The sequence below is a fragment of the Halorientalis salina genome (assembly GCF_005049285.1).
Taxonomy (GTDB): Archaea; Halobacteriota; Halobacteria; order Halobacteriales; family Haloarculaceae; genus Halorientalis; species Halorientalis salina.
On record NZ_SOSC01000003.1, the window covers coordinates 284,585 to 309,218 of the forward strand.

Annotated in this window: 32 protein-coding genes; 15 read left to right on the plus strand and 17 right to left on the minus strand. The window is 66.7% G+C overall.

Annotated elements, in window-relative coordinates:
- The first annotated feature begins 373 nt into the window (after positions 1-373).
- A complete protein-coding gene (locus E2481_RS08515; protein WP_136716708.1) occupies positions 374-1,618 on the plus strand; it encodes an inorganic phosphate transporter in 1,245 nt (414 codons plus the stop codon).
- A 386-nt stretch (positions 1,619-2,004) separates the two neighbouring features.
- Here E2481_RS08515 and E2481_RS08520 read toward each other — a convergent pair whose 3' ends face one another.
- Positions 2,005-2,271 (minus strand): hypothetical protein, encoded by a 267-nt coding sequence (locus E2481_RS08520; protein ID WP_136716709.1) that lies wholly within the window; start codon positions 2,269-2,271, stop codon positions 2,005-2,007.
- 240 nt (positions 2,272-2,511) lie between these two features.
- Between E2481_RS08520 and E2481_RS19295 the strand changes: the two genes are divergently transcribed.
- Positions 2,512-2,691, plus strand: a complete 180-nt coding sequence (locus E2481_RS19295; protein ID WP_136716710.1) for a DUF7317 family protein — start codon at positions 2,512-2,514, stop codon at positions 2,689-2,691.
- Positions 2,692-2,889: 198 nt separating this feature from the next.
- Positions 2,890-3,636, plus strand: a complete 747-nt coding sequence (locus tag E2481_RS08530) for an MBL fold metallo-hydrolase (protein ID WP_136716711.1) — start codon at positions 2,890-2,892, stop codon at positions 3,634-3,636.
- 12 nt (positions 3,637-3,648) lie between these two features.
- On the opposite strand, the gene E2481_RS08535 is transcribed toward E2481_RS08530, so the two are convergent.
- Complete coding sequence (locus E2481_RS08535; protein WP_136716712.1) at positions 3,649-4,923, minus strand: NUDIX domain-containing protein; 1,275 nt, start codon at positions 4,921-4,923, stop codon at positions 3,649-3,651.
- 87 nt (positions 4,924-5,010) lie between these two features.
- Here E2481_RS08535 and E2481_RS08540 point away from each other — a divergent pair, with 87 nt between their 5' ends.
- Positions 5,011-5,502 (plus strand): metallophosphoesterase family protein, encoded by a 492-nt coding sequence (locus E2481_RS08540; RefSeq protein ID WP_136716713.1) that lies wholly within the window; start codon positions 5,011-5,013, stop codon positions 5,500-5,502.
- A gap of 149 nt (positions 5,503-5,651) precedes the next feature.
- Here E2481_RS08540 and E2481_RS08545 read toward each other — a convergent pair whose 3' ends face one another.
- The gene (locus tag E2481_RS08545) at positions 5,652-6,026 is read right to left on the minus strand and encodes a hypothetical protein (RefSeq protein ID WP_136716714.1); all 375 of its coding nucleotides are present in this window, start codon (positions 6,024-6,026) and stop codon (positions 5,652-5,654) included.
- A 309-nt stretch (positions 6,027-6,335) separates the two neighbouring features.
- Between E2481_RS08545 and E2481_RS08550 the strand changes: the two genes are divergently transcribed.
- A complete protein-coding gene (locus E2481_RS08550; protein ID WP_136716715.1) occupies positions 6,336-7,094 on the plus strand; it encodes a coenzyme F420-0:L-glutamate ligase in 759 nt (252 codons plus the stop codon).
- Positions 7,091-8,059, plus strand: a complete 969-nt coding sequence (locus tag E2481_RS08555; RefSeq protein WP_136716716.1) for a 5,10-methylenetetrahydromethanopterin reductase — start codon at positions 7,091-7,093, stop codon at positions 8,057-8,059. The genes E2481_RS08550 and E2481_RS08555 overlap by 4 nt, the downstream gene beginning before the upstream one ends.
- Here the strand turns inward: E2481_RS08555 and E2481_RS08560 are convergent.
- Positions 8,052-8,258 (minus strand): hypothetical protein, encoded by a 207-nt coding sequence (locus E2481_RS08560; protein WP_250137765.1) that lies wholly within the window; start codon positions 8,256-8,258, stop codon positions 8,052-8,054. The two genes, E2481_RS08555 and E2481_RS08560, sit on opposite strands and share 8 nt — an antisense overlap.
- Before the next feature lie 83 nt (positions 8,259-8,341).
- Between E2481_RS08560 and E2481_RS08565 the strand changes: the two genes are divergently transcribed.
- From E2481_RS08565 to yciH, 5 genes are all read left to right on the plus strand, one after another.
- Positions 8,342-8,644, plus strand: coding sequence for a DUF7573 domain-containing protein (locus E2481_RS08565; RefSeq protein WP_136716717.1), 303 nt, complete (start codon positions 8,342-8,344; stop codon positions 8,642-8,644).
- Between the two features lie 192 nt (positions 8,645-8,836).
- Positions 8,837-9,799, plus strand: a complete 963-nt coding sequence (locus E2481_RS08570) for an AAA family ATPase (protein ID WP_136716718.1) — start codon at positions 8,837-8,839, stop codon at positions 9,797-9,799.
- A complete protein-coding gene (locus E2481_RS08575; RefSeq protein WP_136716719.1) occupies positions 9,796-10,848 on the plus strand; it encodes a DUF58 domain-containing protein in 1,053 nt (350 codons plus the stop codon). The genes E2481_RS08570 and E2481_RS08575 overlap by 4 nt, the downstream gene beginning before the upstream one ends.
- Complete coding sequence (locus E2481_RS08580) at positions 10,845-13,061, plus strand: transglutaminase TgpA family protein (protein ID WP_136716720.1); 2,217 nt, start codon at positions 10,845-10,847, stop codon at positions 13,059-13,061. Before E2481_RS08575 ends, E2481_RS08580 begins: the two co-directional genes overlap by 4 nt.
- An 85-nt stretch (positions 13,062-13,146) precedes the next feature.
- Entirely contained in the window at positions 13,147-13,440 is a 294-nt protein-coding gene (yciH, locus tag E2481_RS08585; protein ID WP_136716721.1) for a stress response translation initiation inhibitor YciH, read from the plus strand.
- Positions 13,441-13,570: 130 nt separating this feature from the next.
- On the opposite strand, the gene E2481_RS08590 is transcribed toward yciH, so the two are convergent.
- From E2481_RS08590 to engB, 7 genes are all read right to left on the minus strand, one after another.
- Positions 13,571-13,927 carry a rhodanese-like domain-containing protein gene (locus tag E2481_RS08590; protein ID WP_136716722.1) on the minus strand — a complete coding sequence of 119 codons (357 nt, stop codon included), beginning with the start codon at positions 13,925-13,927 and terminating at the stop codon, positions 13,571-13,573.
- Complete coding sequence (locus tag E2481_RS08595; protein ID WP_136716723.1) at positions 13,927-14,559, minus strand: NUDIX hydrolase; 633 nt, start codon at positions 14,557-14,559, stop codon at positions 13,927-13,929. The genes E2481_RS08590 and E2481_RS08595 overlap by 1 nt, the downstream gene beginning before the upstream one ends.
- Positions 14,556-14,954, minus strand: coding sequence for a hypothetical protein (locus E2481_RS08600; RefSeq protein WP_136716724.1), 399 nt, complete (start codon positions 14,952-14,954; stop codon positions 14,556-14,558). The genes E2481_RS08595 and E2481_RS08600 overlap by 4 nt, the downstream gene beginning before the upstream one ends.
- Before the next feature lie 134 nt (positions 14,955-15,088).
- Complete coding sequence (locus E2481_RS08605) at positions 15,089-15,517, minus strand: DUF5809 family protein (protein WP_136716725.1); 429 nt, start codon at positions 15,515-15,517, stop codon at positions 15,089-15,091.
- Between the two features lie 24 nt (positions 15,518-15,541).
- Positions 15,542-16,030: a DUF5810 domain-containing protein gene (locus tag E2481_RS08610; protein WP_136716726.1), complete on the minus strand. Its 489-nt coding sequence runs from the start codon at positions 16,028-16,030 to the stop codon at positions 15,542-15,544.
- 28 nt (positions 16,031-16,058) lie between these two features.
- On the minus strand, positions 16,059-16,544 hold the full coding sequence (gene rimI / locus E2481_RS08615) for a ribosomal protein S18-alanine N-acetyltransferase (RefSeq protein ID WP_136716727.1): 486 nt from the start codon (positions 16,542-16,544) through the stop codon (positions 16,059-16,061).
- A 268-nt stretch (positions 16,545-16,812) separates the two neighbouring features.
- Entirely contained in the window at positions 16,813-17,430 is a 618-nt protein-coding gene (engB, locus tag E2481_RS08620; RefSeq protein WP_136716728.1) for a GTP-binding protein EngB, read from the minus strand.
- A gap of 153 nt (positions 17,431-17,583) precedes the next feature.
- Between engB and E2481_RS08625 the strand changes: the two genes are divergently transcribed.
- Both E2481_RS08625 and E2481_RS08630 read left to right on the plus strand, forming a co-directional pair.
- The gene (locus E2481_RS08625; RefSeq protein ID WP_136716729.1) at positions 17,584-18,789 is read left to right on the plus strand and encodes a cytochrome P450; all 1,206 of its coding nucleotides are present in this window, start codon (positions 17,584-17,586) and stop codon (positions 18,787-18,789) included.
- Between the two features lie 72 nt (positions 18,790-18,861).
- Positions 18,862-20,160, plus strand: a complete 1,299-nt coding sequence (locus E2481_RS08630) for a TIGR00341 family protein (protein ID WP_136716730.1) — start codon at positions 18,862-18,864, stop codon at positions 20,158-20,160.
- 2 nt (positions 20,161-20,162) lie between these two features.
- Here the strand turns inward: E2481_RS08630 and E2481_RS08635 are convergent, their stop codons facing one another.
- On the minus strand, positions 20,163-21,128 hold the full coding sequence (locus E2481_RS08635) for an NOG1 family protein (RefSeq protein WP_136716731.1): 966 nt from the start codon (positions 21,126-21,128) through the stop codon (positions 20,163-20,165).
- A gap of 150 nt (positions 21,129-21,278) precedes the next feature.
- Here E2481_RS08635 and E2481_RS08640 point away from each other — a divergent pair, with 150 nt between their 5' ends.
- A complete protein-coding gene (locus E2481_RS08640; protein WP_136716732.1) occupies positions 21,279-21,641 on the plus strand; it encodes a DUF5518 domain-containing protein in 363 nt (120 codons plus the stop codon).
- 91 nt (positions 21,642-21,732) lie between these two features.
- The gene (locus E2481_RS18670) at positions 21,733-21,906 is read left to right on the plus strand and encodes a DUF7556 family protein (RefSeq protein ID WP_169302406.1); all 174 of its coding nucleotides are present in this window, start codon (positions 21,733-21,735) and stop codon (positions 21,904-21,906) included.
- A gap of 100 nt (positions 21,907-22,006) precedes the next feature.
- Here E2481_RS18670 and E2481_RS08645 read toward each other — a convergent pair whose 3' ends face one another.
- The 5 genes from E2481_RS08645 to E2481_RS18970 form a co-directional block, all read right to left on the minus strand.
- Entirely contained in the window at positions 22,007-22,591 is a 585-nt protein-coding gene (locus E2481_RS08645) for a hypothetical protein (RefSeq protein ID WP_136716733.1), read from the minus strand.
- Positions 22,592-22,766: 175 nt separating this feature from the next.
- Positions 22,767-23,060, minus strand: coding sequence for a phosphoribosyl-ATP diphosphatase (gene hisE / locus E2481_RS08650; RefSeq protein ID WP_136716734.1), 294 nt, complete (start codon positions 23,058-23,060; stop codon positions 22,767-22,769).
- 248 nt (positions 23,061-23,308) lie between these two features.
- Positions 23,309-23,755, minus strand: a complete 447-nt coding sequence (locus tag E2481_RS08655; protein WP_136716735.1) for a bifunctional nuclease family protein — start codon at positions 23,753-23,755, stop codon at positions 23,309-23,311.
- Between the two features lie 57 nt (positions 23,756-23,812).
- On the minus strand, positions 23,813-24,403 hold the full coding sequence (gene pdxT, locus E2481_RS08660) for a pyridoxal 5'-phosphate synthase glutaminase subunit PdxT (protein ID WP_136716736.1): 591 nt from the start codon (positions 24,401-24,403) through the stop codon (positions 23,813-23,815).
- Between the two features lie 91 nt (positions 24,404-24,494).
- Entirely contained in the window at positions 24,495-24,617 is a 123-nt protein-coding gene (locus E2481_RS18970; RefSeq protein WP_256867890.1) for a hypothetical protein, read from the minus strand.
- Positions 24,618-24,634: the final 17 nt, after the last annotated feature.

The window sequence follows — 24,634 nt, forward strand, 5'->3', positions numbered from 1 at the left end:
ATTGTCGAGATCCCGCCAAAACGACCGATCTATTAATAGAAACTGGGTCTCAGAGGGGGTAACTGTTCGTCACGGCCACCAGAAACAGGTTGCAGTTCGTGGCTGAAAAGCAATCCGTTCCCGCACCAGTTCCAGATCACACAGATGAGACTATCGTGAACGACGTGAGTCGTCATCACTACCACTTTGCGGACGGAATCAGATACAATCGCAAGAAAGAGTACAGCCAGTGCGGTCGCGGTGAGTACAGGCACCGTTGCCATTGTTGACACTTGGCAGTCAGCAACCCCCTGTTCAGCGTAGAACGTGATTGTCAGCCGGAACTGGTGGCAGAACATATAAACCGGAGTCTGGCAATGTTGACGCAATTACGATGGTGGCACTCCTGACCGTCGTCGGTATCCTCGTCGCTGTATTCGTCGGGTTCAACATTGGCGGCTCATCCACGGGCGTGGCATTCGGCCCTGCAGTCGGCTCACGCCTCGTTCGGAAGGCAACTGCGGGGGCGTTGTTCGTTGGCTTCGGCTTTTTCGGGGCGTGGACCGTCGGACGGAACGTCATCGCGACGATGAGTAGCAGTATCGTGCCGGCAGCCCAGTTCACGCCCATCGCCAGTGTCGCCGTTCTGTTCTTTACCGGCGCATCGCTGTTGATATCGAATCTCTATGGCGTCCCGGCCTCGACGTCGATGACCGCTGTGGGTGCCATCGTCGGACTGGGCCTCGCGTCCGGCACCCTCAATCAGGCGCTGATGTTCGTTATCGTCTCGGCCTGGATCGTCGCCCCACTGATATGTTTGGGTATCGGGGTCGTGGTCGGCCGCTATATTTACCCCTATCTCGACCGCTACATCGCGTTTACGACGTTCAACCTCCACTTCATCCAATTCGACCGATCAGGAGCGATTCCACGACCGTTTATCAATCCGAACGCATCACTGCAGGATATCATCGGGTCACTCTCGGTCGTCATCATCGGCTGTTACATGGCGTTCTCGGCTGGGGCGTCGAACGCTGCGAACGCCGTCGCCCCCCTCGTCGGTTCGGGCGGATCGCTCACCGTCAATCAGGGCGTCCTGCTCGCGGTGGGAGCCTTCGGGTTGGGTAGTTTCACTATCGCCCGTCGCACGCTGGAAACGGTTGGAGACGATATCACGGAGCTACCGATTCTCGCTTCACTGATCGTTTCCCTGGTCGGTGGAACGGTTATCACCATTCTCTCGTTTCTCGGGATTCCAGCGAGTCTCGCCGTCAGTACGACCTCGACGATCATCGGGCTCGGATGGGGTCGAGCGAGCCGGACCGCGACTCTGGTAGAGTTAGCGACGCCATCGCCCGACCGTCCAGAGGTAGCAGTCTCGACTGGCGCATTGGTCACCTCACGCGCCGAGGATGCTCCTGCCGGGCCGACCATCGGGGACATTGCCCGAGAAGAGAAAGCGGCCGAGAAGCCAGATGAGATCCCGGACGTCCCAGATGTCGGCGCCGAAGGGCCGGCGGATCTCGACGAGCGAAGTCTCTTCGACCCGGCGGCGGCCAAGCGTATCGTGACGATGTGGGTGTTGACGCCGTCGCTGGCGATCGTCGCTTCATACCCGGTGTTCGCGTTCCTGTTATGAGTGGAACTCACTGACGGTGGCAGCCGTCCGCTCCCAGCATGGGCAGCCAGGCGGCCGGACACACAACGACCTGCGTTTGGCGGCATATGGCACCAACACACCGCAGCGCCGAGTCCCGTCTTACCCAGCCACGGTCTACTCGGTCGCTCGATAATCTCAGGTGACACTCACACCGATTGCACTATTGTCCTCGGTGACTGCGACCCCAATACCTGCAACGGACCCGTGACCTCCGCTCTGGTCTTCGGGTCTCGAGATGTTCCGCCCAACCACTACCGGGGCGGGTTCACAATAGAGCCGTGGCCCACTCCGCAACTGCTCAGTGATCGACGACGTCACCGTGACCCATATTCGTTTGCTCACACTGTATCCCTGTCCAGCGGCTCTTAGAGCGGTTCGACACGAAACACGTAATCCGCGTAACTGCCATCGAGATTCGCCGGACTCTCTTCGTCGGCATGCTCTTGACAGAGAACGGCCTCTGCCTCGACGGCACCGTGTCCGGTTTCTTCCTGATATCGTTCGAGGACGACAAACGTCGCCCTCTCGGTGCAGCCGCGACGGTGGCACTCGGGAACCGAGTCCGAGACACCGTCCTCGCGTCGGTTCTCGTCGTCTACTCGATCCTCGCTCGCATTTTCCGTGTCTGCCATCCCTGCCTCGTAGAGAAGCAAGCGGCATAATGCTGTGGTCGGTCGTGATCTCGGTGCTGCATGCGCGTTTTGTATGTCGACCGAACCAAAGGAAACCGGCGAGGTTTTCGAGGTCCATTTTCATTTTATACCGTATATTAGGACAGACACACAGTTTCTAGACTTTCTTAGCTAAATACTGGTACTAAGTCCCACAGTAGGTTTAAGTTCGTCCACCAGGAAGGTGGAAGTGAGCAACTCATGTCACTCAGGTCATTGACGGCGACACTGACACTGTATCGCAGCGGAACGCTCACCCTGGAGGAAGCGGCCAGGCGGAGTGGTGTTTCGAGTACTAAGCTGGTGTCAGAGCTTCGTTCCCGCGGGATTCCGGTCCGTGAGGAACTCCAGGCGGACACGGTCGAGCGGTCGCGGACCTGACTGCCGTCGGTGTCCAGTCCGACGGGCCGGCGCGAACCAGACGGCGGCGCCCCGTCCGACACGACGCCGTCCCGTCCGTCGCGATCGGGTCGTCGGCGCGGAACAGGGGAGTACGGGCAGTCTATATCACCAACGACCGAGATGCGTCCGGGGCGACAAGCAGCCGACTTATTTGCCGTGCGGTCCCTACAAGAGACAATGACAGTTCGACACGACGGACTCACCGTCGAGTGGCTGGGCTACGCCACCCTCCGACTCGCCGGGGAGGACACTGTCGTCTACATGGACCCCGGCCGCTACGGCGTCCTGGCTGGCCAGTGGGAACCGGACACCGAGGGGATCGGTCACCCGCCGACCCGCGACTACCGCCCCGAGGACGGCGACGTCGTCTGCGTGACCCACGTCCATCACTACGACCCCGACGGCATCGAACGCGTCGCCAGCGAGGACGCCACGATCGTCACCTACGAAGGCATCGACGGCCAGGACGTCGACCGTGACCTCCCGCCGATCGTCGAGTTGCCCTACGAGGTCCGGGAGGTCGGGATGGAGGAGAGCCTGACCGTCGACGGCGTTCCGATCTGGACGATTCCGGCATATAACGAGCGCGACGGTCCCCACACCCGTCCCGACGGCACGCCGTACCACCCGAAGGGATTCGGCTGTGGCTACATCGTTTCCGTCGAAGGCACCAGAGTCCTCTGGACCGGCGACACCGACGTACTCCCGGGACACAAACACGTCGACGTCTCCCTGTTCTGTCCGCCCATCGGCCAGCGGTTCACGATGAACCGGCAGGAAGCCGCCGCGCTCGCGGCCGTGATGGACCCCGACCTCGTCTTGCCCATCCACTACAACACGTTCTCGAACCTCGAAGCCGACTCTCGGGCCTTCGCCGCCGACGTGGCCGAGTCCGGGGTTCCGGTCGTGCTCGACGAGTCCTGACCCGGCACGCGCCTACTGCCCCCAGTCCCGTCTCGCGCTGTGTTCGTCAGCGATAGCGCGAACGTCCTCACCGTCCAGCAGTCCCCGCTCGGTAACGACGCCGTCGAGCAGTTCGGCCGGCGTCACGTCGAACAGCGGCACCGACACGTCGAGGTCGGCGTCCCCGTCGTAGACGGTCTCGGAATCGGCGGATTCGAGCATCGGCTCCGTCCCGGGGCTGATCTTGTCGCTGGCCGCCACGGCGTAGACAGGGATGTCTTCGTGTGCGCCCGCGAGTGCAGCCGCACGCGACCCGACCTTGTTGACGACGCTTCCGTCGGGGAGAACCGTGTCGGCACCGAAAAGCACGGCGTCGTAATCGCCGTCGGCGAGGGCCCACGCCAGCCCAGCGTCGGATACGAGGGTCACGTCCACGCCGTCGGCGGCGAGTCGCTCAGCGACGCCGACGCCCTCGCCGCCCGGCCTGGACTCGGCCACGAGGACTGACTCGGGGTCCCCGCGAGCGAGCGCAGTCGAAACGGTGCCCGACCGCGAGAGCGTGGCGACCCGAGCGTCCGCGAGTCGCTCCCCGGCAGCCTCGGCCGCGGTGTCGTCGGCAGCCAGTGCGTCCGCGATGGCGTCGTGAGCTGCCTCCTCGACGGCACCAGGCGTTCGGTCGTCGGCGGCCGCCGCCATCACGCGGTTGACGCGGTTTTCGACCACGGTCATCGAGGGCCGCGCAGCGAGCAACTCCCGGGCCAGTGCCGCGAGCGTGTCCCAGTCGCCGGTCCCGTGTTCGACGGCGAGAGCGGCCTCGTCCCGGAGGGTTTCGAGCGCCCGGACGGAGAGATACGCCGCACCGTGATCGCGGTCCGCAGCCACCGTCTCGACGGTCGGTCGCACCCGGTCGTAGGAGGTCCAGAGGTCTGGGACCGTCTCACGACGGAGGATCTCCGTGGGTGGAACCCACTCGTACTCGGCGGTCTCCTCGTTGGTTGTCACCGACCGATGCTCGCAGTCGAACAGGAACGGGTGGACGACCCAGCGCGTCCCGCGGTCGGCGTCCTCGACCGGAAACGATTGCCCCCGACGGACGAGGGAGACGGCGTCGGCCAGATCGGCCTCTTCGGCGATCTCCTGGCGTGCCGCCTGCTCGGGGTCACGGTCGCTGGCACCGTCCCGTTCGGCGACGTGGCCCGCGACTGCGCCCCACTGGCCGGCGTAGGAGCCGACGGCCTCGCTCCGGCGGAACAGCAGGACAGCCCCCCGATTTCGAAGGAAACATGTGACGACGTGCGTGTCCGCCATGCCGAGGAGGTCGGACGGGACGGACAAAAGTTCGGGGTCGATGGGTTACAGGGACGACTTTTGTAGCTGGCCGGGAAACCGAGGGACATGAACGTCGCCATCATCAGCGACACGCACATCCCCTCGCGTGCGAACCGCATCCCGACCTGGGTTCGGGAACGCGTCCGGTCGGCCGACCACGTGATCCACGCCGGCGACTTCGACAGCAGGGACCCGCTGGCGACCATCGAAGACCTCGCGGCCGGGTTGACGGCCGTCTCGGGGAACATGGACCGAGGCCTGGGATTGCCGTCGGTGGCGACCGTCGACCTGGGTGGGGTCGAGTTCGTCGTCACCCACGGCACCGGAAGCAAGACGGGGTACGAACAGCGCGTCGCGAGGACAGTCCGGGATCACGCGAGCGAGGGGCCGACGGTCGGCGTCTCGGGGCATACGCACGAACTACAGGATACCACCGTCGAGGGCGTACGACTGCTCAATCCCGGGAGCGCGACCGGCGCTGCACCGGCGACGAGCACGTCGATGCTGACGGCCCGAGTTACGGACGGGGAACTGACCGTCGAAGTACACGAGCGGTAACCCGCCGTCACTGACGTGAGCGTCGAGAGTGAGAAACCGGAAACCACAGCGAGGAGGAACCACGCCGTGGCTCGGATGTGGTCCGGCGTTGGGGGAGTGGGGAACCGGACCCGTGGTGTTGGGGGTACGAGAGTGAACGGTGACCCGGGCTACGCCGTCGACCCGCCGAAGACCGCGTGTCCAGCGGACCGCAGGACGTAGCTGGCGAAGACTGCGTCGATCGGTGCCATGAACAGCCCGTAGAACAGCGGGAAGCCGTTCATCCTGCTGAGAAACAGGAAGGGGAGCAACAGGAACCGGCCGAAGAACAACATCATCACGACCTCGCTGAACGCCAGCGTCTCGTCGACCGCGTACGCCAGCAGGAACAGGTTCATCGGCGCCATCCAGATCAGCGGGAGCATCACCGACCGGGTCTGGGTCGTCAGGAACCACACCTCGACCGTGATCAGCGCGAGGATGCCCGCCAGGACCGACAGGTCGACGCCGGGAACGTCGAGTCGATTACGAGTTGCAGTTGCCATCGTGGGTCACCGTGTACTCGATAGTTCCCCTGTTCCCCCACTTTAATCTATTGCCAATAAGTGATATATCCATCCGGACAATAGCCGGTATTTTATATACCACATATAAAAACACCCGCGCATTCACGATTCTCAGATTTCCGATACTTCGGGCCGTCGATGTCCGGTCGTTTATTCCGATAGGCACCAGTTCGGGGCTCTCGGGACCCCGCAGAACCGACCGCGCGCAAATAACCAGTATTTTTTGCCGCCTTTGGCCGGACTTGCTCCTAACGCGGTCCTTTTTGGCGGTCACTCCACAGTGGGGGTATGGAGGTCTTCGCGGTTCCGGGACTCCCGGAAGTGCAGGCGGGCGACGACCTGGCGAGTCTCATCGCCGAGCGGGTCACCCTCCGGCCGGACGACGTGGTCCTCGTAGCCAGTACCGTCGTCTCGAAGGCCGAGGGCCGCGGGGCGAATTTCGACGAGTTCCCCGCGAGCGACCGCGCCGAGCGCATCGCCGACCGATTCGAGCGGGCGACCGGCGAGTCGAAGGACCCCCGGTTCGCCCAGGCGGTACTGGAGGAGAGTACGGACCTGCTCATCGAATCCCCGTTCCTGTTGACGCGGACGCAGTTCGGGCACATTACGGTGAACGCAGGCATCGACCGATCGAACGTGCCCGGCGCGGACCTGCTCTTGTTGCCCGAGGACCCGACGGCGAGCGCCGAGGCGCTCCACGAGGCGTTGGGCGTGCCGGTCGTCGTGACCGACACGTCCGGGCGGCCGTTCCGCCACGGCCAGCGCGGCGTCGCGCTCGGCTGGGCCGGGATGCCGGCGAGTCGCGACTGGCGTGGCGAGTCAGACCGCGACGGACGCGAACTCGGCGTGACCGTCCAGGCGGTGGTCGACGAACTGGCCGCCGCGAGCAACCTCGTCGCCGGCGAAGGGGCGGGCGGGACGCCCGTAACCGTCGTCCGGGACTGGGCGTTCGGCGACCACGCCGGCAGCGACGAACTGTATCGGGACCGCGAGGACGACCTCGTGCGGCAGGCGCTCGAAGCGTGGCAGCACGGAGACGACTCATGAAGGCAATCGAACTCACCCCGGAACATCCAGTCGAAGAGATCACCGACCTGGCAGTCCAGGCCGAAGAGACCGGTTTCGACGCCGTCTTCGCGGCCTGCCACTACTTCAATCGCGACCCGTTCGTGACGCTGTCGCGGATCGCCGACGCCACCGACGACGTGAGACTCGGCCCGGCGGCGGCCAACCCCTACGACAGCCATCCCCTGACGCTGGCGTCGCGGGTCGCGACGCTCCAGGAGGTCAGCGACGGTCGCGCGGTCATGGGCGTCGGACCCGGCGACCGCTCGACGCTCTCCGCCCTCGGCGTCGAGCGCGACAAACCGCTCCGCCGAGTGCTGGAGACGTTCAAGACCGCCCAGGACCTCTGGGCCGGCGAGTCCGTGGACCTCGACGGCACCTTCCAGGCGAACGACGCGACCCTGGAGTACGAAGTCCCCGGCACGATTCCCGTCTACGTCGGCGCACAGGGCCCACACATGATCCGGATGGCCGCCAAACACGCCGACGGCGTCCTCTACAACGGCTCGCACCCGCGCGACTTCGCGTGGGCGGCCGAACAGGTCGAAAAAGGGCTCGACGAGCGGCCCGACGGGCGAGGCGAGTTCGATTTTGCCGCCTACGCGAGCGTCAGCATCGCCGAAGACGGCGAGGCCGCACGCGAGGCCGCTCGACCGCCCGTGGCTTTCATCGCCGGCGGGGCCGCGCCGCCGGTGCTGGACAGACACGACCTGGACCGGGAACGCGCCGAGGCGGTCGGTGCGGCGATCGAGGCCGGCGAGTTCAGCGAGGCGTTCGGGCTGGTCACCGAGGAGATGATCGAGGCGTTCTGCATCGCGGGGACGCCAGAGGAGGTCGAGGAAAAGATCGCGGCAGTCCGGGAGTACACCGACAGCTTCGTGGTCGGGTCGCCGCTGGGGCCGGACCTGGAAACGGCGATCGACCTGGCGGGCGAGGTCCTCAGCTGAGGTCCGGCGTCACGAAGTCCGCGACCGCACCGAGCGCGAGGATGCCGAACGCCAGCATAGCGCCGCCGATGAACAGCCCCCCGAACAGGATGGAGACGACACTCAGTGGGTCCGAGAGGATGGCTCCGATGATCTCAGACAGCGCGACGGTGGAGGATTCGGTGGCCAATGGCACGATAGTACTGGTGAGGTCAACCATACTGGCGGTAGCGAGCGGTGGTACTTGTGTCTCGTGGTTCGGGACCCGCCAGCGCTAAGGTCTCGGCCGACAGAGGCCGGACCATGGACGACGCCTCGCTGGACGACTTTCTCGACGACGGCGACGCGTCCGAGGAGGCCGAGAGGAGCGACGACACCGAGACGCCAGCCGAAGCCGAACCCGACACGACGACGTCCGAAGCTGACTCCGAAGGGGACCGAGACGACGAGGACGCCGGGGCGGTCGACCCTGGGGTCGTCAAGCCGGCGACCTCGACGTACGCCTGGAGCGGGGAGGCGGTCGCGTGTGCGGCCTGCGGCGAACCGGTCGAGCGGCGGTGGCGCGACGACGCCGGGTTGGTCTGTCGGGCGTGTAAGGAGTGGTAAGTATCGGTATAGAGACTGCAGCGACCGGGACAATTAGGTGCTGCAGTCCTATGTAACGGGTGTGAGTGCAGTTGCAAGCCGTACACAACCGGGTTCCCGGACTGACCGTCCGGGTGTCATGCGAGGACAAAGCACTTGTCGCTCGCATCGACAGACCGGAACAACCGCCCTCCATCACACCCCGAGATAGTCATGACTGACGCAGACACATCGAGCGCCGGTCGGCGAGCGGACGATCCCGTCGAGGAAGCCGGTGCCCTGGCCCGCCGCGTCGCAGCGAACGTCGAGGAGGTCATCGTCGGCCACCACGACCAGATCGAACACATCCTTACCGCCCTGCTCGGGCGCGGACACGTCCTCTTAGAGGACGTTCCCGGCGTGGGGAAGACGATGCTCGCCCGGTCGGTCGCGGCCTCCTTCGACGGGTCGTTCAAACGCGTCCAGTTCACGCCGGACCTGCTGCCCTCCGACATCACCGGCGTCAACGTGTTCAACCAGAAGACACAGGAGTTCGATTTCCGCCCCGGTCCCGTGTTCGCGAACGTGGTGCTGGGCGACGAGATCAATCGCGCGCCGCCCAAGACACAGAGCGCGCTCCTGGAAGCCATGGAGGAAACGCAGGTGACCGTCGACGGGGAGACCTACGAGATGCCCGCGCCCTTCACGGTCATCGCGACCCAGAACACTGTCGAGCGCGACCGGACCTACGAACTCCCGATGGCCGAACTCGACCGGTTCATGAAGAAACTTCACCTGGGCTACCCCGGGCAGGACGACGAGGCCGCGATGCTCGACCGCGTCGTCGGGAACCACCCCATCGAGGACCTCTCGGCGGTCGCCACGCTCGACGACCTCCGGGACGCCCGGCAGGCGGTCGCGACCGTCACCGTCGAGGAAGCCGTCCGGGAGTACGTCACCAGACTGGCGGGCTACACCCGCGAACACGCCCAGCTCGGGGTGAGTCCGCGCGGGTCCATCGCGCTCCTGCGGGCCGCCCAGGCGCGTGCGGCGCTTTCCGGCCGATCCTACGTCGTGCCGGACGACATCCAGACCGAAGCGTGGGTCGTCATGCCCCACCGGATCCAGACCGCGACGGCCGAGACCACCGGGGTCGACGTCGTCTCGGGCGCGCTGGAGACCGTCCCGGTAGAATGACGCTCAGACCGACCGTCCGCGGCGTCACCGTCGCCGTCGTCGGTGGCGGCGCGATCGGCATGGCCTACGCGGCCGGGCCGCGAGCGCTGAACGCCATCGCCGCGCCCGCGGTCGTCGCACTGCTGGCTGCCGGGATCCAGATCGTCCTGTCGAATGTACCCGAGATCGAACGGTCGCCGCCGCCAGCCGGCTTCCCCGGCGAGCGCCGGACGGTGACCCTCGACGTGAGCGGCAGCGACGTCGCCCGCGTCGTCGATGCGCTCCCGGAGGGGGTCCGGGCGTTCGACGGCGAGATGCGGGCGACGCTGCCGGCGACCGTCAGTTACGACGTGGAACTCGGGGCACGCGGGGAGTGGACGCTCGGGCCGCCGACGGTCGCGATGACCGACGTGCTGGGACTGTTCGTCCGGACGCGGCAGGTCGACGCCACGACGAGCGTGCTCGTCTACCCGCGGGTGTACGACCTCACGAACCACGAGGCGCTCGCCGGACTGTTCACGCACGGGACGACGAACGACCGCCAGGCGTTCGACAGCATCCGCGAGTACGCCCCGGGCGACCCGCTGCGGGACGTCCACTGGAAGTCCAGCGCCAAGCGCGGTGACGACGAGCTCGTCGTCAAGCAGTTCGTCGCCGAGGAGGCGACCGACGAGTTCCACCTCGTCGCGGGCGCGGAACCGGGCCACGCCGACGCGATGGCCTCGGGCGCGGCGAGCGTCGCGCTCCTGGCGCTACAGGCCGGGCTGTCGGTGTCGGTCACCTGTCCGGCCGGGCGGGTCCAACCAGGCCGCGGGGAGTCCCACCGACAGCACGTCCTCGAACTCCTCGCGCGCACGGGCGATGGGTACGTCGACGAGGACGCACGGAAGCGGGCGGACGTGACCGTCACCGCCGGCGACGGCGGCGTCGTCCTGACCGTCGACGGCCAGGAGCACGCGCTGGACCTCTGGTCGACGGGCGGGCAGGCGACGGCGACCGACGGCGGTCGGCCTCGAACCGGGACCCACGCACCGGCGACGGGAGCGACCGCGGGAGGTGCGGACCGATGAGTACCGGGACTGGGTCGGGCGCCAGCCACGCGAGCGAGACCGAAACGGACGCAGGAAGTCGGTTCTCGCCGCGCCGGCTGGCACTGGTCTCGGCGGGGACGCTCGTGTTCTCGTTCGTGGCCGCGCTCTATCAGATCATCGACGTGGTCGGCGACCCCACCACGTTCGTCGTGGTCGTCGGGGGATCGCTGTTCCTGGCGACGGCCCTCTCGCGGGTGCTCCGGGCGCGAACCGCGTTCACCATCGGGGTCGTCCTGCTGGTGGGGGGCATCTGGTCGTACGCGTCCGCGCTGGGCGTGGACGTGTTCGCGATGCAGGACTCGATCATCAACGACGTCATGTCGCTGCTGACCGGGCTGTCGGTCCTCCGACTGGAGATGATCGAACTGTGGGTGGTGTCGGTGACGCCCGCGCCGGTGTTTCTGACGTGGTATCTGGCCATGCGAAGCCGGTACGTCGCCACCGTCGTGGCCGGGGGCGCGACGCTCACCTTCTTCGTCCTGACCGGGGACGTGGGGACGACCGTCGCGCTGCTTGGCGTCCTGGGGGCGGCGGGGACCATCGGCTTCGGTCGGCTCGACCGGTTCGGCGGCGACCACTCCGCGACGGACGTGCTCGCGGTCGTGCTGGCGGTGATGGTCGTGCTCACGCTGACGGTCAGCGTCGTCCCGGGCGGGACGAGCCAGCCGTTCCAGTTGCTCGGGGCGGGCGGCGACCGGACCATGGAGGCGAGCCTGATCAACAACGACCAGCGGCTCACCGTCCAGGGGAGCATCGAACTGTCGCCAGAGGTCCGCTTTACCGTCGAGAGCGACGAGCGGGCCTACTGGCGGGTCGGGGCCTACAACCGGTACACGGGCGACGGCTGGGTCCGAAGCGGGTCCGCCCAGGAGTACCCGGGGCAGTTGCCGGGTCCGCCGGGCCGAACCGAGACGATCGACCAGCGGGTCGTCGTCGAGTCACGGCTCAACGCGATGCCGGCGGCCTGGCGACCGGTCAGCGTCTCCGACACCGACAACGCGATGGTGTCGAGACTGGCCGGCCTCCAGCCGGCGAGACCGTTCACCGCCGGCGACAGCTACCGCGTGACGAGCCGGCAGCCGGACGCGACGGTGGCGGAACTGCAAGAGGCAGGCGAGGACTATCCGGACGACATCGAGGACCGGTACACGCAGTTGCCGGCGAGCACGCCCGACCGCGTCGAGGACAGGACCGACCGCGTCACCGACGGCGCTGACAACCCCTACGAGACGGCGACGCGGATCGAACAGCACCTCGAAGAGGGGAAGGCCTACTCGCTGGACGTCGAGCGGCCCGACGGGAACATCGCCGACTCCTTCCTCTTCGAGATGGAGCAGGGGTACTGCACCTACTACGCGACGACGATGGTGACGATGCTGCGCACCCAGGACATCCCGGCGCGGTTCGTCACCGGCTACACGCCCGGTGAGGAGACCGGCGACGGCGAGTACGTGGTCCGCGGGCTGGATTCACACGCCTGGGTCGAGGTGTACTTCCCAGAGACCGGGTGGGTGAAGTTCGACCCGACGCCGGCCGGGCCCCGTAGCGAGGCCGAACAGTCCCGTCTCGAAGACGCTGGCGTCTCCGACACCGACGTCGACACCGGCGACGACGACGAGGAGGAAACCGAGACGCCGACCGACACGCCGGACCCGCTGACCGACGACACGCCGACGACCCGGAGCGCGACCGACCCCAGGGACGGCCCCGGTGGGATCACCGCCACGGACACCGTCACCGAGGAAACGACTGCCCCGTCCCGGACGGCGAACGCGTCGGGTGGGGGGAGTGGCGGGCTTCCACTGCCGGAGTTGCCGTCGGGCGAACAACTGGCGCTCGGTGCCGTCGTGCTCGTCGGTCTCGCGGCGGGGATCCGACGGACAGGTGCGGCCGAACGGGCGTATCGCGCCGTGTGGCTCCGCTGGCAGCCCCGGCGGGACCCGGCGAGCGACGTCGAGCGGGCGTTCGAGCGCCTGGAGTACGTCCTGGCACGGGAACACCGGCCGCGACGCCCCGGCGAGACGCCGCGCCAATACCTGGATTCGATCGACGCCGACGAGCGCGCCCGAGCGCTCTACGACCGATACGAGCGGGTTCGGTACGCCGGCGAGGTCTCAGAGCAGGTGGCCGAGGACGCGGTCGGGCTCGCAGACCGGATCGTCAGCGATCGGACCGGCCGCTTCGGGAGTTGAGGGGGTAGCGAGCGGCCGGACCGACGCTCTCGTGTGCGGGTTCCCGACAGTGTTTAATAGGTTGATTTCGTAGGGTCGGTTTGTAATGTCGGAAGTCTGCTCGACGTGCGGGCTGCCCGAGGAGCTCTGCGTCTGCGAGGACGTCGCCAAAGAGTCCCAGGAGATCAGCATCCGCATCGACGAGCGCCGATACGGGAAAGAGGTAACGGTCATCGAAGGATTCGATCCCAAGGACGTGGACATGGACAGCCTGTCCTCGGACTTGAAATCGAAGTTCGCCTGCGGGGGGACGGTCGAAGACGACCAGATCGAGCTCCAGGGCAACCACACCGGGCGCGTCGAGGATTTCCTCCGCGAAAAGGGATTCAACGTCGCCTAACCTCTCTTTCACTCGGCCGGTTCGCCGGCCCGGGTATCGCTATCTAAACTCATACTGTTGGCTATACCTTCGTGAACGATTTCGGCACCCCGTCGTGCCGAATCTGTTCACGTACGTATAGCCGGGAGTATCAAAACGGAGCCGACGGCCCTTCGTCGGATCCCGAACTCTCCCCGTCGCGAGCCACCGGTCCGTCCCACTCGTCTAACCCGCCCGCGAGACTCACGGCCGTCCCGTCGTCGATTCCTTCGTAGGAATTGATGAGGCGTGCAGCCTGGATGCTGGATTTACCGTGGGGGCAGACCGTGACGATGCGGTCGGCGTCGGTCAGTCGGTCGACCTCACCGGTGAGTTCCCCGAGCGGGAGGTTCTCGCTGCCGGGGATGTGGCCGTGGCGGAAGCCGTGGGGCGATCGGATGTCGACCACGCGGAGCGAGTCCTCGTCGAGTCGGTCCTGCAGCGTCTCGGGTCCGATTTCCTCGACCATCAGAGCAAACCGTCCTCCTTGGCGAGCAAGAGTCCTTCGATCGTGGCGTCGTTGGCCGGCTCGCGGCGGGCGACGTCGAGGGCGTCCTCGACGGGGACGGTCGTCACGTCGAGGAACTCGTTGTCGTCCAGGTCGTCCTCGACCGGTTCCAGGCCCTCGGCGAAGACGATCCCGCGGCGGTGGCGCAGAACGCCCGTCGAACACCAGAACTCCTCGATGAGGGACGTGCCGGCGGCGTCGAAGCCGGTCTCCTCGCGGAGTTCGCGCGCGCCGGCGGTCGTGTAGGACTCGCCGTCCTCGACGATGCCGGCCGGGAGTTCGAGGCACTGTTCCCTGATGGTCGGCCGGTACTGGTCGACCATCACGAGGTGAGGAATGCCCTCGGTCCCCTGGACGGCCGGTCCCTCGACGACCGCGACGATGACGACGGCCGGGGGCAGATCGGCCCAGTAGTAGGACTTCTCGGAGCCGTCGGGCTGTCGGACGCGGTCGTAGCCGCCGGTGTACCAGCCGGTGTCGTACTCGGCCGCCGAGTCGACGACCGGCCAGTCGTGGTCCGGCGGGGCGCGGGACGGGTCGCGGTCGGAATCGAACCGGCCGGGAACCGGGTCGGAGTCCTCGGAGTCGGTCATGGTGATCGTGTTATCTCAAGTCTGTACACCGTATTGTTCTGTCGGACGTAGATGGTGTCGCCGTCGACGGCGCTCGCGTTGCGCTGTGAGAGCGCGTCGCGTTCGTCGAACGGCGAGTGCGTGAACGCGCCCTTGACGCCGATGGGCCCCTTCCAGTACGGGTCGGACTGACCCGACTCGGTGGCTGAGGCGTTCGCCAGGGCAGTCATCGTGTACGGATACCGGTCGCCCGGGAGGTCGGCGGCGTCGATGGCGGTCCGGTTCTCCTCGATCGGCGTTGCGGTGAGGTAGTAGGGGTCGCCGCTCTTGAGGTAGGTCGGGACGGCACCGAGCGCGAGCAGGAGGGCGATGACGACCAGCAGACCGAGAATCAGGTTCCGCGTGACGCGGCGCATACCTGTCGTTGGGACGAGACGGGGAAAATCGTAGCGGAATCGGCGCTCGACGTATCCGGACCGCTGTACGTCATTTCCGGATCGACTGCCCGAAAGCGGGCGGTCGTACCGATAAACAGTGACAGCGATCCGTCTCAGGCCGTCTCGATCACGACGTCCCGGTAGACGCTGCCGAAGGCCTGCCGGCGGAGCGTGCCGACGGCGGCGGCCTCGCGGTCCTGGAACGTTGCGGCGACGACCCTCTCGGCGAAGGGGACGCCGTGCCAGACGACCCGGTCGACGTTCTCGCTGCCGATCTCCTCGACCGCGTAGTCGGGGTGGTCCGAACACCAGTCCTCGAACTCCTCGCGCGTTCCGACGTTGACTTCGAGCAGCGAGGCGAAGATGGCCTCACGGGCGGTCTCGACGACAGCACCGGTGACGCGGTCGTCGTACTCCGATTTGTCGAAGTCCATCGCCTTCGTGACCTCGCGGACGGTCGTCTGGGCGGTCGGCCCGACTGCCTCGTAGCGCTCGCGCGTCTCCTCGGCGGTCGTCGGCGAAAAGAATCCCTCGGTGTGCATAGAGGGGACTGTGGGCTCCCGGAATTACTCGGTTTCGGCTTCGTCCCCGTCGTCGGCGTCGTCGTCGAGCATCCGCTCGGTCATCTGCTGGGCCTCCTGGAGGATCCGCTCGGCCTGGTCGTCGAGTTCGCGGTCGCGCTCGGCGCGGTCCCGGGCATCGGCCGCGAACTGCGGTTCGTCGTCGAACAGCGCGCCCGAGCGCTCGGATGCGGGGTCTCGGCCGTGGTCGTGATCGTGGTCGTGGTCCCCCGTCGCGTCGCTGGATCGGGCCCCGCCGCCCGTCTCCCGTCGGTCGACGGTGTCCTCGAACACCTGCGGGAACTCGGCGTCCTCGGCCAGGTCGGAGACGGTGTCGGCGAGCGCGTCGGCGTCGGATTCCTGCCAGTCCGGGGCGTGTTCGTCGAGCCACGCCTCGTGGTCGGCGTTCCCGAGCATCGCAGTAAAGGCGAGGTGGTTCGCGAGGTGTTCGGCGTCGGACTGGGGGTCCCCGCACACTGGACAGGCGTATCCCATGGCTGGGAGAAGGCAGCGGCGACGGAAATCAGTTGTTACCGTCGATGTCCGCGAGCATCACCAGCGCGTCCTCGCCGTTGTCGTAGTACCGCGGGATCGTCCGGGCGTGGTCGAACCCGAAGGTCTCGTAGAGCGACCGCGCGGTGTCGTTGGACTCCCGGACCTCCAGTTTCACCGAGGCGACCCCCTGGGCGGCGAGGACGCCGAGCGCCCGCTCCAGGAGGAGCGTGCCGACGCCCTGGCCCCGCTGGTCCGGGTGGACGGCGATGTCCTTGATGTGGCCGAGCGGTTTCCCGTGGTTCGGGACCGAATCGGCGACGACGTAGCCCGCGATGCCGCGGCCGAACTCCGCGACCAGAAAGCCCGGCTCGCCGACGTACCGCTCGAAGGCGGCGAAGGGCCACGGCTGGGGGAAGGAAGCTTTCTCGATCCGAAAGATCGCCAGCAGGTCGGCCTTGACCGCCTGCCGAACCGTCGGCGTCCCCGGACTCGATTCGGATGCAGGCGTTGTCACGGTGCCACCTACGACACCCGCCCACTAAGCCCCATCGGCCGTGTACGTACCGCTCATACCCCATCGAACCCACCGGAAGATTGATTGGTATCACGCGTGAAAACTCAGGCGCACCCGTTCGGGTGCCACCCCCAACACCCCCCTCTACCCCCGTTTTCTACAGTTCGAGTGCTAACAGAGCCATCTGACGGCGAGGCCTGCCGGGAAGGAGCTGAGTTCGTTACCGATTATTTCAAATATTGATACGTGTTGCCGGAGAGAAGAGCAATCAGAAGAACTTCAGGAGGTCGTCGCGCTGCTGGTCGTGGAGGTTGTCACCGACGGCGTCGGTGAGCGCGTCGATGCTGCCGCGCTTCGCGGTGATGGGTGCGATGGTGTCCTGCCACTGCTTCCAGGGCGGATAGAGGCCAAGGCGGTCACAGAGCGCGTCGAGTCGCTCGTCCTCGTCGTCGACCTTGTCCATCTTGTTGACCGCGACGACGACGGGAATCTCCAGTTCCTGCAGGAAGTGGAACATCTCCACGTCGTGGGGGATCTCGTCGGGACCGGAGTGGCGATCGATGATGTCGATGACGGCCTTCCCGTCGACGACGAGGATCGCGGTCAGGATCTCCTCGGCGTGGGTCTCCAGGTAGCGGACGATCTCGGTTTTGATCTCCTCGCGGACGTCGTCGGGGACGCCCGACATGAAGCCAAAGCCCGGCAGGTCCGTGATGACGAAGTCCTCGCTGGTCCAGTCGTAGTGGTTGGGCTGGCGGGTGACGCCAGGTCGTTGCCCCGTATCGAAGGTGTGGCCGGTCAGTTCGCGCATCAGCGTGGACTTGCCGACGTTGGACCGTCCGACGAGTACCACTTCCGCGCTCCGATCCGGCCGCGACTCGAACATACCCGCGGTAGGCGACTGGCCCGGATAAGCGTGGCGAGCGCCGCGTCCGAGCGGGGTCGATCACTTCGATAAGCCGGCCTTACCGGCGAGGTCGGCCGGACGGCCGCGGTAACCAGCGTATAGTTACCCGTCCACGCGTCTCACCCTCGTGGGATGGCGAACGCGAGTCACCGTCAGGCCGTGGCGATGCCCGAGGCCCTCTCGACGCGAGCGGCGCGGCTCGAACCGTTCGACTGGTACCGGGAGATGCGCGCCGAAACACCGGTCCGATACGACGACGACCGACGGGTCTGGGACGTCTTCCGCTACGACGACGTCAGGCGGGTCCTCGCCGATTCGGAGACGTTCGCCGCGGACCCGTCCCGAACCGACGGCATCGGGTTCACCGACGGGGCGCGACCGCAGTCGCTCCGGGGGAGCGACCCGCCGCGTTCGGCGTTGATACAGAGTCTCGACGGTGATCGGTTCCAGTCCGACACCGTCGATGCGCTCGCGCCACACGTTCGCGGGATCGCCGACGAGTTACTCGACGACGCCACCGACGGCGGGCGACTCGACGTGGTGGGGGACCTGGCCGCGCCGCTTTCGGCCGTCGTCGTCGCGGAGTTGCTGGGCGTCCCGACCGACGACCGCGACCGGTTCGAGCAGTGGTCTGCGGCCCTGGTCACGGACGCGGGCACGGGAGCGACCGCGGAGCGCCCGCACGGGACGATCCGCGAGGTCCGGGCGTACGTCGCGGACCGCCTCGAACAGCGGCGGGCCATCCCCCGAGACGACCTCCTCACGCACGTCGCGACGACGGGTCCCGACGGGCACCGCCCGAGCGAAGGCGACGTACTGAACGACTGTCTCGACTTGCTCGGAACAGCGACCGCCACGACCACCGCCCTCGTCGGGAACGCCGTCCGCTCGTTGGACGAACAGCCCACCCGCTACGAGGAAGTCGCCGGCGACCGCGACGCGCTCGCGGCAACGATCGAGGAGGTCCTGCGCTACCGGTCGCCGGTCCAGGCGCTGCCCCGCGTCGCGACGACCGATACCGAACTCCGGGGCCACGCCATCGAGGCCGGCGACCCGGTCGTCGCCTGGCTCGGGTCGGCCAACCGCGACGAGGCGCAGTTCGACGACCCAGACGCGTTCCGCCCGGACCGTCGACCGACCGGACACGTCGCGTTCGGGCACGACAGCCACTGTGGCCCGGACGGATCACTGACGCGGCTCCAGGCCCGTGTCGCACTGGGTCGGTTGCTCGCCCGACTCGACGGGATCGAGGTGGTCGACGAGCCGCTCGAACCGATGCCGAGCGCGTTCTACTGCGGCGTCGAGCGGTTACCGATCCGGTTCGACGCGGCGGACTGACGGCTCCGGGCGTCGGGCCGGCCGGCTCCGCGTTTCCCGACGTTATTTGCCCCCGCCCCACGAGAGGCGACTGTGCGGCTCGTTCAGGTCACTATTCCCACAGGCAAACGCGACGCGATTCTCGGTGCGCTCGACGACGAGGGCGTCGACTACGTCGTCACCGACGAGACCAGTGGCCGAGAGTACACCGCGGTCGTCTACGCACCGTTACCGACGCAGGCGGTCGAGCCCGTCCTCGAACAGCTCCGGGAGGTGGGCATCGACGACGAGGCCTACACGGTCGTGATGGAGGCCAGCACGGTCGTCTCCCGTCAGTTCGAGGAACTCGAAGAGCGCTACGCCGAGGAGGAAGACGAGGACCGTATCGCTCGCCAGGAGCTGAAGGCGCGGGCCCGTGACCTGGCCCCCTCGATTCGGATCTACGTCGCGATGACGGTCATCAGCGCCATCATCGCGACGGCTGGCCTGCTGCTGGACTCGCCGGCCGTCGTCGTCGGCTCGATGGTCATCGCACCGCTCATCGGCCCGGCGATGGCCGCCAGCGTGGGGACCGTCATCGACGAACAGGACCTCTTCGTCCGGGGAGTGAAACTCCAGGTGCTCGGGATGAGCATGGCCGTCGTGAGCGCAGCCGTGTTCGCGATTGTCATCCGCTACACCCACCTGGTCCCGCCGGGGATCGACGTCACGGCCGTCCCGGAGATCCAGGAACGGCTGGCCCCCGATTTCCTCTCGCTGGCCATCGCCTTCGGGGCCGGCATCGCCGGCGCGCTGTCGCTGTCGGCGGGCGTCTCCTCGGCCATCGTCGGGGTGATGATCGCCGTCGCGCTCATTCCGCCGGCCGCAACCGTCGGCATCGGCATCGCCTGGGGGCTGCCGATGGTGAGCCTCGGCTCGGGCATCCTCGCGCTGGTCAACGGCCTCTCCATCAACGTCGCCGCGATCGCCGTCCTCTGGTACAACGGCTACCGGCCGGAGCGGTGGTTCCGCTTCGACGAGGCCCGCAGCGCGATGCTCAAACGCGTCGCCGTCCTGCTGGTGGCCATCGGCGTCCTCTCGGTGTTCCTCGGCGGCGTCACCTACACCACCTACCAGAACGCCGTGACCGAGGAGGACATCCGAACCGACATCGAGACCGTCGTCGGAAGCGAGGAGTACGAATCGGTGACGCTGCTGTCGACGGACGTCGAGTTCTCGGAGGGCGTGGTGTTGCAACAGCCCGAGGCCGTCATCGTCACTGTCGGCGTCCCACCTGATATCGACGAGCGAGCGAGCGGCCTCGCGAACAGAATCGACGACCGCATCGAGCGCACGACCGGGTACGACATCGACGTGCAGGTTCGATACGTCACGACCGAGCGCGCGACCTGAGTTTAGTTCTCGTCGAAGGGCAGTTCCGGCTCGTACCCGACCGCGTCGACGGCCGCATCCAGCACGGTATCGACGTTCTCGCCTTCGGTGACGCTCATGTAGTAGTCGGCCTCGACGTCCCGCGAGCGGTCGCTCTTGTTACAGACGGTCAGGACCGGCGCGTCCTCGAACTGCTCGACCAGCGCGTCCCGGAGCTGCAACTGGACCTCGATGGGGTAGCCACACTCCCCGCTGGCGTCGAGGAAGACCAGCACCGCGTCGGCGAGGTGTTCGACCGCGCTGACGGCCTGGGACTCGATCTCGTTTCGATCCTCCGGCGGGCGGTCGAGCAGCCCGGGCGTGTCCACCAGCTGATAGCGGATGTGGTCGCGCTCGATGTGGCCCACGCGGATCTCCGTGGTGGTGAACGGGTAGGAGGCCGTCTCGTTGCGCGCGTTCGTCACGCGATTGACGAAGGAGGACTTCCCGACGTTGGGGTAGCCCGCGACGACGATGGTCGGCTCGTCGGGGCGGATATCCGGCAGGTCCCGCAGCGCGTTGCGGGCCTCGTTGACCGCCAGCAGGTCGTCCTCGACCTCCTCGACGATGTCGGCGACCCTGGCGAACGCCTGTTTGCGCAGTTTCTTGGCCCCCTCGGCGTCGACGTTCCGGAAGCGGGTCTGGTACTCGTCGCGGATCGAGTCGGCCTTGCGACTGGCCCACATCAGCTCCGAGAGGTGCTGGCGGAGGTCGTCGACCCCGACGATGGCGTCGATGAGTTCGTAATAAAAGGGGTCGAGATCGTCGATGTCCGGCCAGGCGGTGACGACGTTCTCGAGGTTGTCCGAGACGATGTTCGACGCCGTCTGGAGCATCGACTGCTGGGCCTCGTAGCCGGATTTCGCCCGGCCCGCGCGTGCTGCCCGGGAGAAGGCCTTGTCGATCAACTCCTCCGACGTGGGCGTCGTCGGGAGGTCCTCGAGAATCATTTGCTATGCGTAACAGATACGGCCATAAAAGGGCGTCCGTTCGAACCGGGTCTGTGACGGGACCCCGCACGTGAGTCGCCCATATCACACGACCATCCAGCAGCGACGCCGACACCGTTGCTTTTCTCTCCGGACGCCCAACCGGGAGGCATGACAAACTGGCGCGCCGTCGGTATCGGCTTCCTCGTCAGCATCGTCGCCGGCCTCTTCGCGTTCGCCCTTCCCGTGATCGGCCACATCGGTGCGGGACTGATCGGCGGCTTCGCCGCGGGCTACGTCGCCGGCGGCGGCATCGGGAGCGGCACCTGGCACGGACTGCTGGCGGGTGCTATCGGCGGCATCGTCCTCGCCGCCCTGTTCGGCCTCGGCGCGGGATTCGTCGGGAGCATCGCCGCCGGCCCGGTCGGGGGCTTCCTCGGCGCGAGCGTGTTCGTCGTCGGTGCCGTCATCGCGCTCGTCCTGGCGATCGACAGCGCCATCGGCGGCGCGGTCGGCGGGTTGCTGGCCCGATGATTTTTCATAAATATCGACCAGTATTGTGTATTGTGTAACCTATATAGACCAGTCCACAACATTCATAACACATGCAGGGCAACAAGTGACCATGAGCCAGGAAGCTCGATCGGTCGATGGACGGGTGAGGGAGCGCCGGGACATCGTCTCAGTAGTCGACGAAAGCGAGGCAGGTCGTGACTACGTCATCGCGGACATCAGCCGAGACGGCTCCTGGCTGTCGGTGGCAGAGCGGGAAACCGTCTCGTTGAACGCCCACCGCTAGAAGCGCCGCTCGCGCAGTTCTTCGAGATCTACGTCTTCCATCGACAGCACGACGAGCATGGATATCTCGTCGCGGTCGTCCGCAACGCCGTGGGCACTGATTATTCAGTCCCGGTGTTCGCGGCGACGATGCCGCCGATAGCACCGAAGACGGCGGGGAAGACGACACCCGCCAGCAGAATCGCCGGCAGGAGTTCGGGTTCCCCGCTGAAGCTGGCACCGAACCCTTCCGTCGAGACGCGGAACAGCACCGCGCCGATGGCCGAGAGCACCAGATACGGCGGGACGACGAGCGCGCCGACGACCGCGCCGTTTGCCGTCTCGGAGACACCTTGCGACCGGCCGATAGCTAACCCGGAACCGACCAGTAGCGCCACCGGGACGAGGTACAGAAGCGGCGAGAACCCGTCACCGCCGATGTACGATACCGTACTCGACCCACCGAATCCGAGAAAATCGCCCGAAACGACGATTTCGACGAAGTGGCTGTTGAAAAACACCCATCCGGCGAAGTCGATGACGCTACCAGCGTCACCGGTATTGTTGGATATCTCGCCCAGTCTGGAGTCCTCGAGACGCACGAGGACGACGAGGGCCGTGAGTACGTAGCCGGCTATCCACGCGGCAGCGCCGGCGATGGCACCCTCTACGAGCGGAAGGTCGTCGGAGTCGATTGTCGGGGACACGGCCAGAGGAACAGCTTCCGTTATAAAAAACGTTCGGTCGATGGGTCGATACCGACGACACAGGACGGCGGCTCGACGTACACCCGGTAGGCGACGTCTGGCTGTCGATCGTCGAGTCGGAGGCGGGCGCGTTGAACGCCCCCGAGCGAACCGACGAGTGCAAAAACAGCAGCAGTTAGCGGCGGTCGCGCAGTTCCGTGCGGAGGGCTTCGACGTCCATGTCCTTCATCGACAGCAAGACGAGCATGTGGTAGACGATGTCGGCGGCCTCGTGGGCGATCTCGTCGCGGTCGTCGTCCTTGGCAGCGAGCAGGAGTTCGGTCGACTCCTCGCCGAGTTTCTCCAGCACCGCGTTCTCGCCTTTCTCGTGGGTGAACAGCGAAGCAGTGTAGGAATCCTCGGGCAGGTTCTCCTTGCGGTCCTCGATGACGGCGAACAGGTCGTCGAGGACGGCGTCGGTGTCGTCCATGTCCATCCCTGCACACTACTGGGCCATGACTTCTTCGCAGGAGCGTCGTGAGCCGGGGTTCATAGGGCGACTACACCAGCATCCGCGCGAGCAGGGAGGGACCGGAGGTCCCTCTTGCAGCCGGACGTAGTCCGGCGACGAAGCCGAGCGCGGTTCACGCGCCCGGAGGGCGCGCCTTTTTTGGTCCAGATTTTTTACCGGGGTTTGAGGGTCGCGGTGCGACCCGAGGACCTCGGTAAAAAAGGTGGTTAGACCTCCATCACTTCGCGGATGTCCTCGAGATCGTCGAACTCGTCGGGATCGCGCCGGCCGTCCTCGAAGACGTGGTCGGCGACTTCGATGGGGGCGTTGGTCCGGGCCGCAAGCGCCAGCGAGTCGCTGGGGCGGGCGTCGACGACGACGCCGTCCCGGGGCGTCGCGAGGTGGACGTCCGCGAGGTAGGTGCCGTCCTCGATATCGCGGACGACGACGCGCTCGACGCGGCCGCCGAGTTCCTCGACGATGTCCAGCGTGAGGTCGTGGGTCAGCGGGCGGCCGATGTCCTCGGCGTCCAGCCCGCGGGCGATGCTGGCGGCCTCGTCGAAGCCGATGAAGATGGGGAGGAAGTCGGGTTCGTCGTCGGGTGCCAGCAGCACGACCGGGACGGGGCCGGTCGGCGTGCTCGCGACTCGGACCCCCTCGATTGCGGCGTCCATACGGGTCCCAGGTGACGCGCCGGGAAAAAGGCACACCTCCGGGCCGCCAGCCCCGTGCTACCCGTGTACCGTCTCGAAGAAGGCCAGTCCGTGGAGCCGGTGGTCGGTGGTGAGTTCCGGGTGGAAGGAGGTGCCGACGACCGGCCCCTGCCGGACCGCGACCGGGCGGCCGTCCCACTCGGCCAGCACCTCGGCGTCGCCCACGTCCTCGATGAGGGGCGCGCGGATGAACACCGCGTGGAAGGGGTCGTCGAGGCCCGTGACGTCGAGCGGTGCCTCGAAGCTGTCCTTCTGCCGGCCGAAGGCGTTGCGCTCGACGCTGACGTCCAGCAGGCCCAGCGAGTCGACGCGCTCGTCGTTGGCGTCCGCCGAGAGTACGATGAGCCCGGCACAGGTCGCAAGCACCGGCTTCCCGTCGTCGACGTGCGCTTCGATCTCCTGGGCGATCCCCTCGCGATGGAGCAGTCGGGAGATGGTCGTCGACTCGCCGCCGGGCAACAGGAGCAGGTCGCAGTCGGGAACGATCCCGGACTGGCGGATCTCGCGGACTTCGGCGGTCTCGTCGTGAGCGAGGGCGGCCGCCCGAATCGCATCGGCGTGTTCGCTGACGTCGCCCTGGACGGCGACGACGCCTGCCGTGACAGTCATCACTCGCCGTAGGTCGGGCAGCGAAAAAACCCCACCGTTTGCGGCCGGACAGCGGTCGCTCCCGGTCGTGAAAACGCACGACAGAACGAGCTCAGTCGTCGGCGGGCGTCGGTTCGGCGGCGTCGGCTTCCGCGGTCGCCTCGTCGTCGGTCTCCTGGTCGTCAGTCGGCGGCGCAGTGTACATAATGCCGCGACTGGCGCTGTAGCGTGTCATTACCGTACGGACCAACT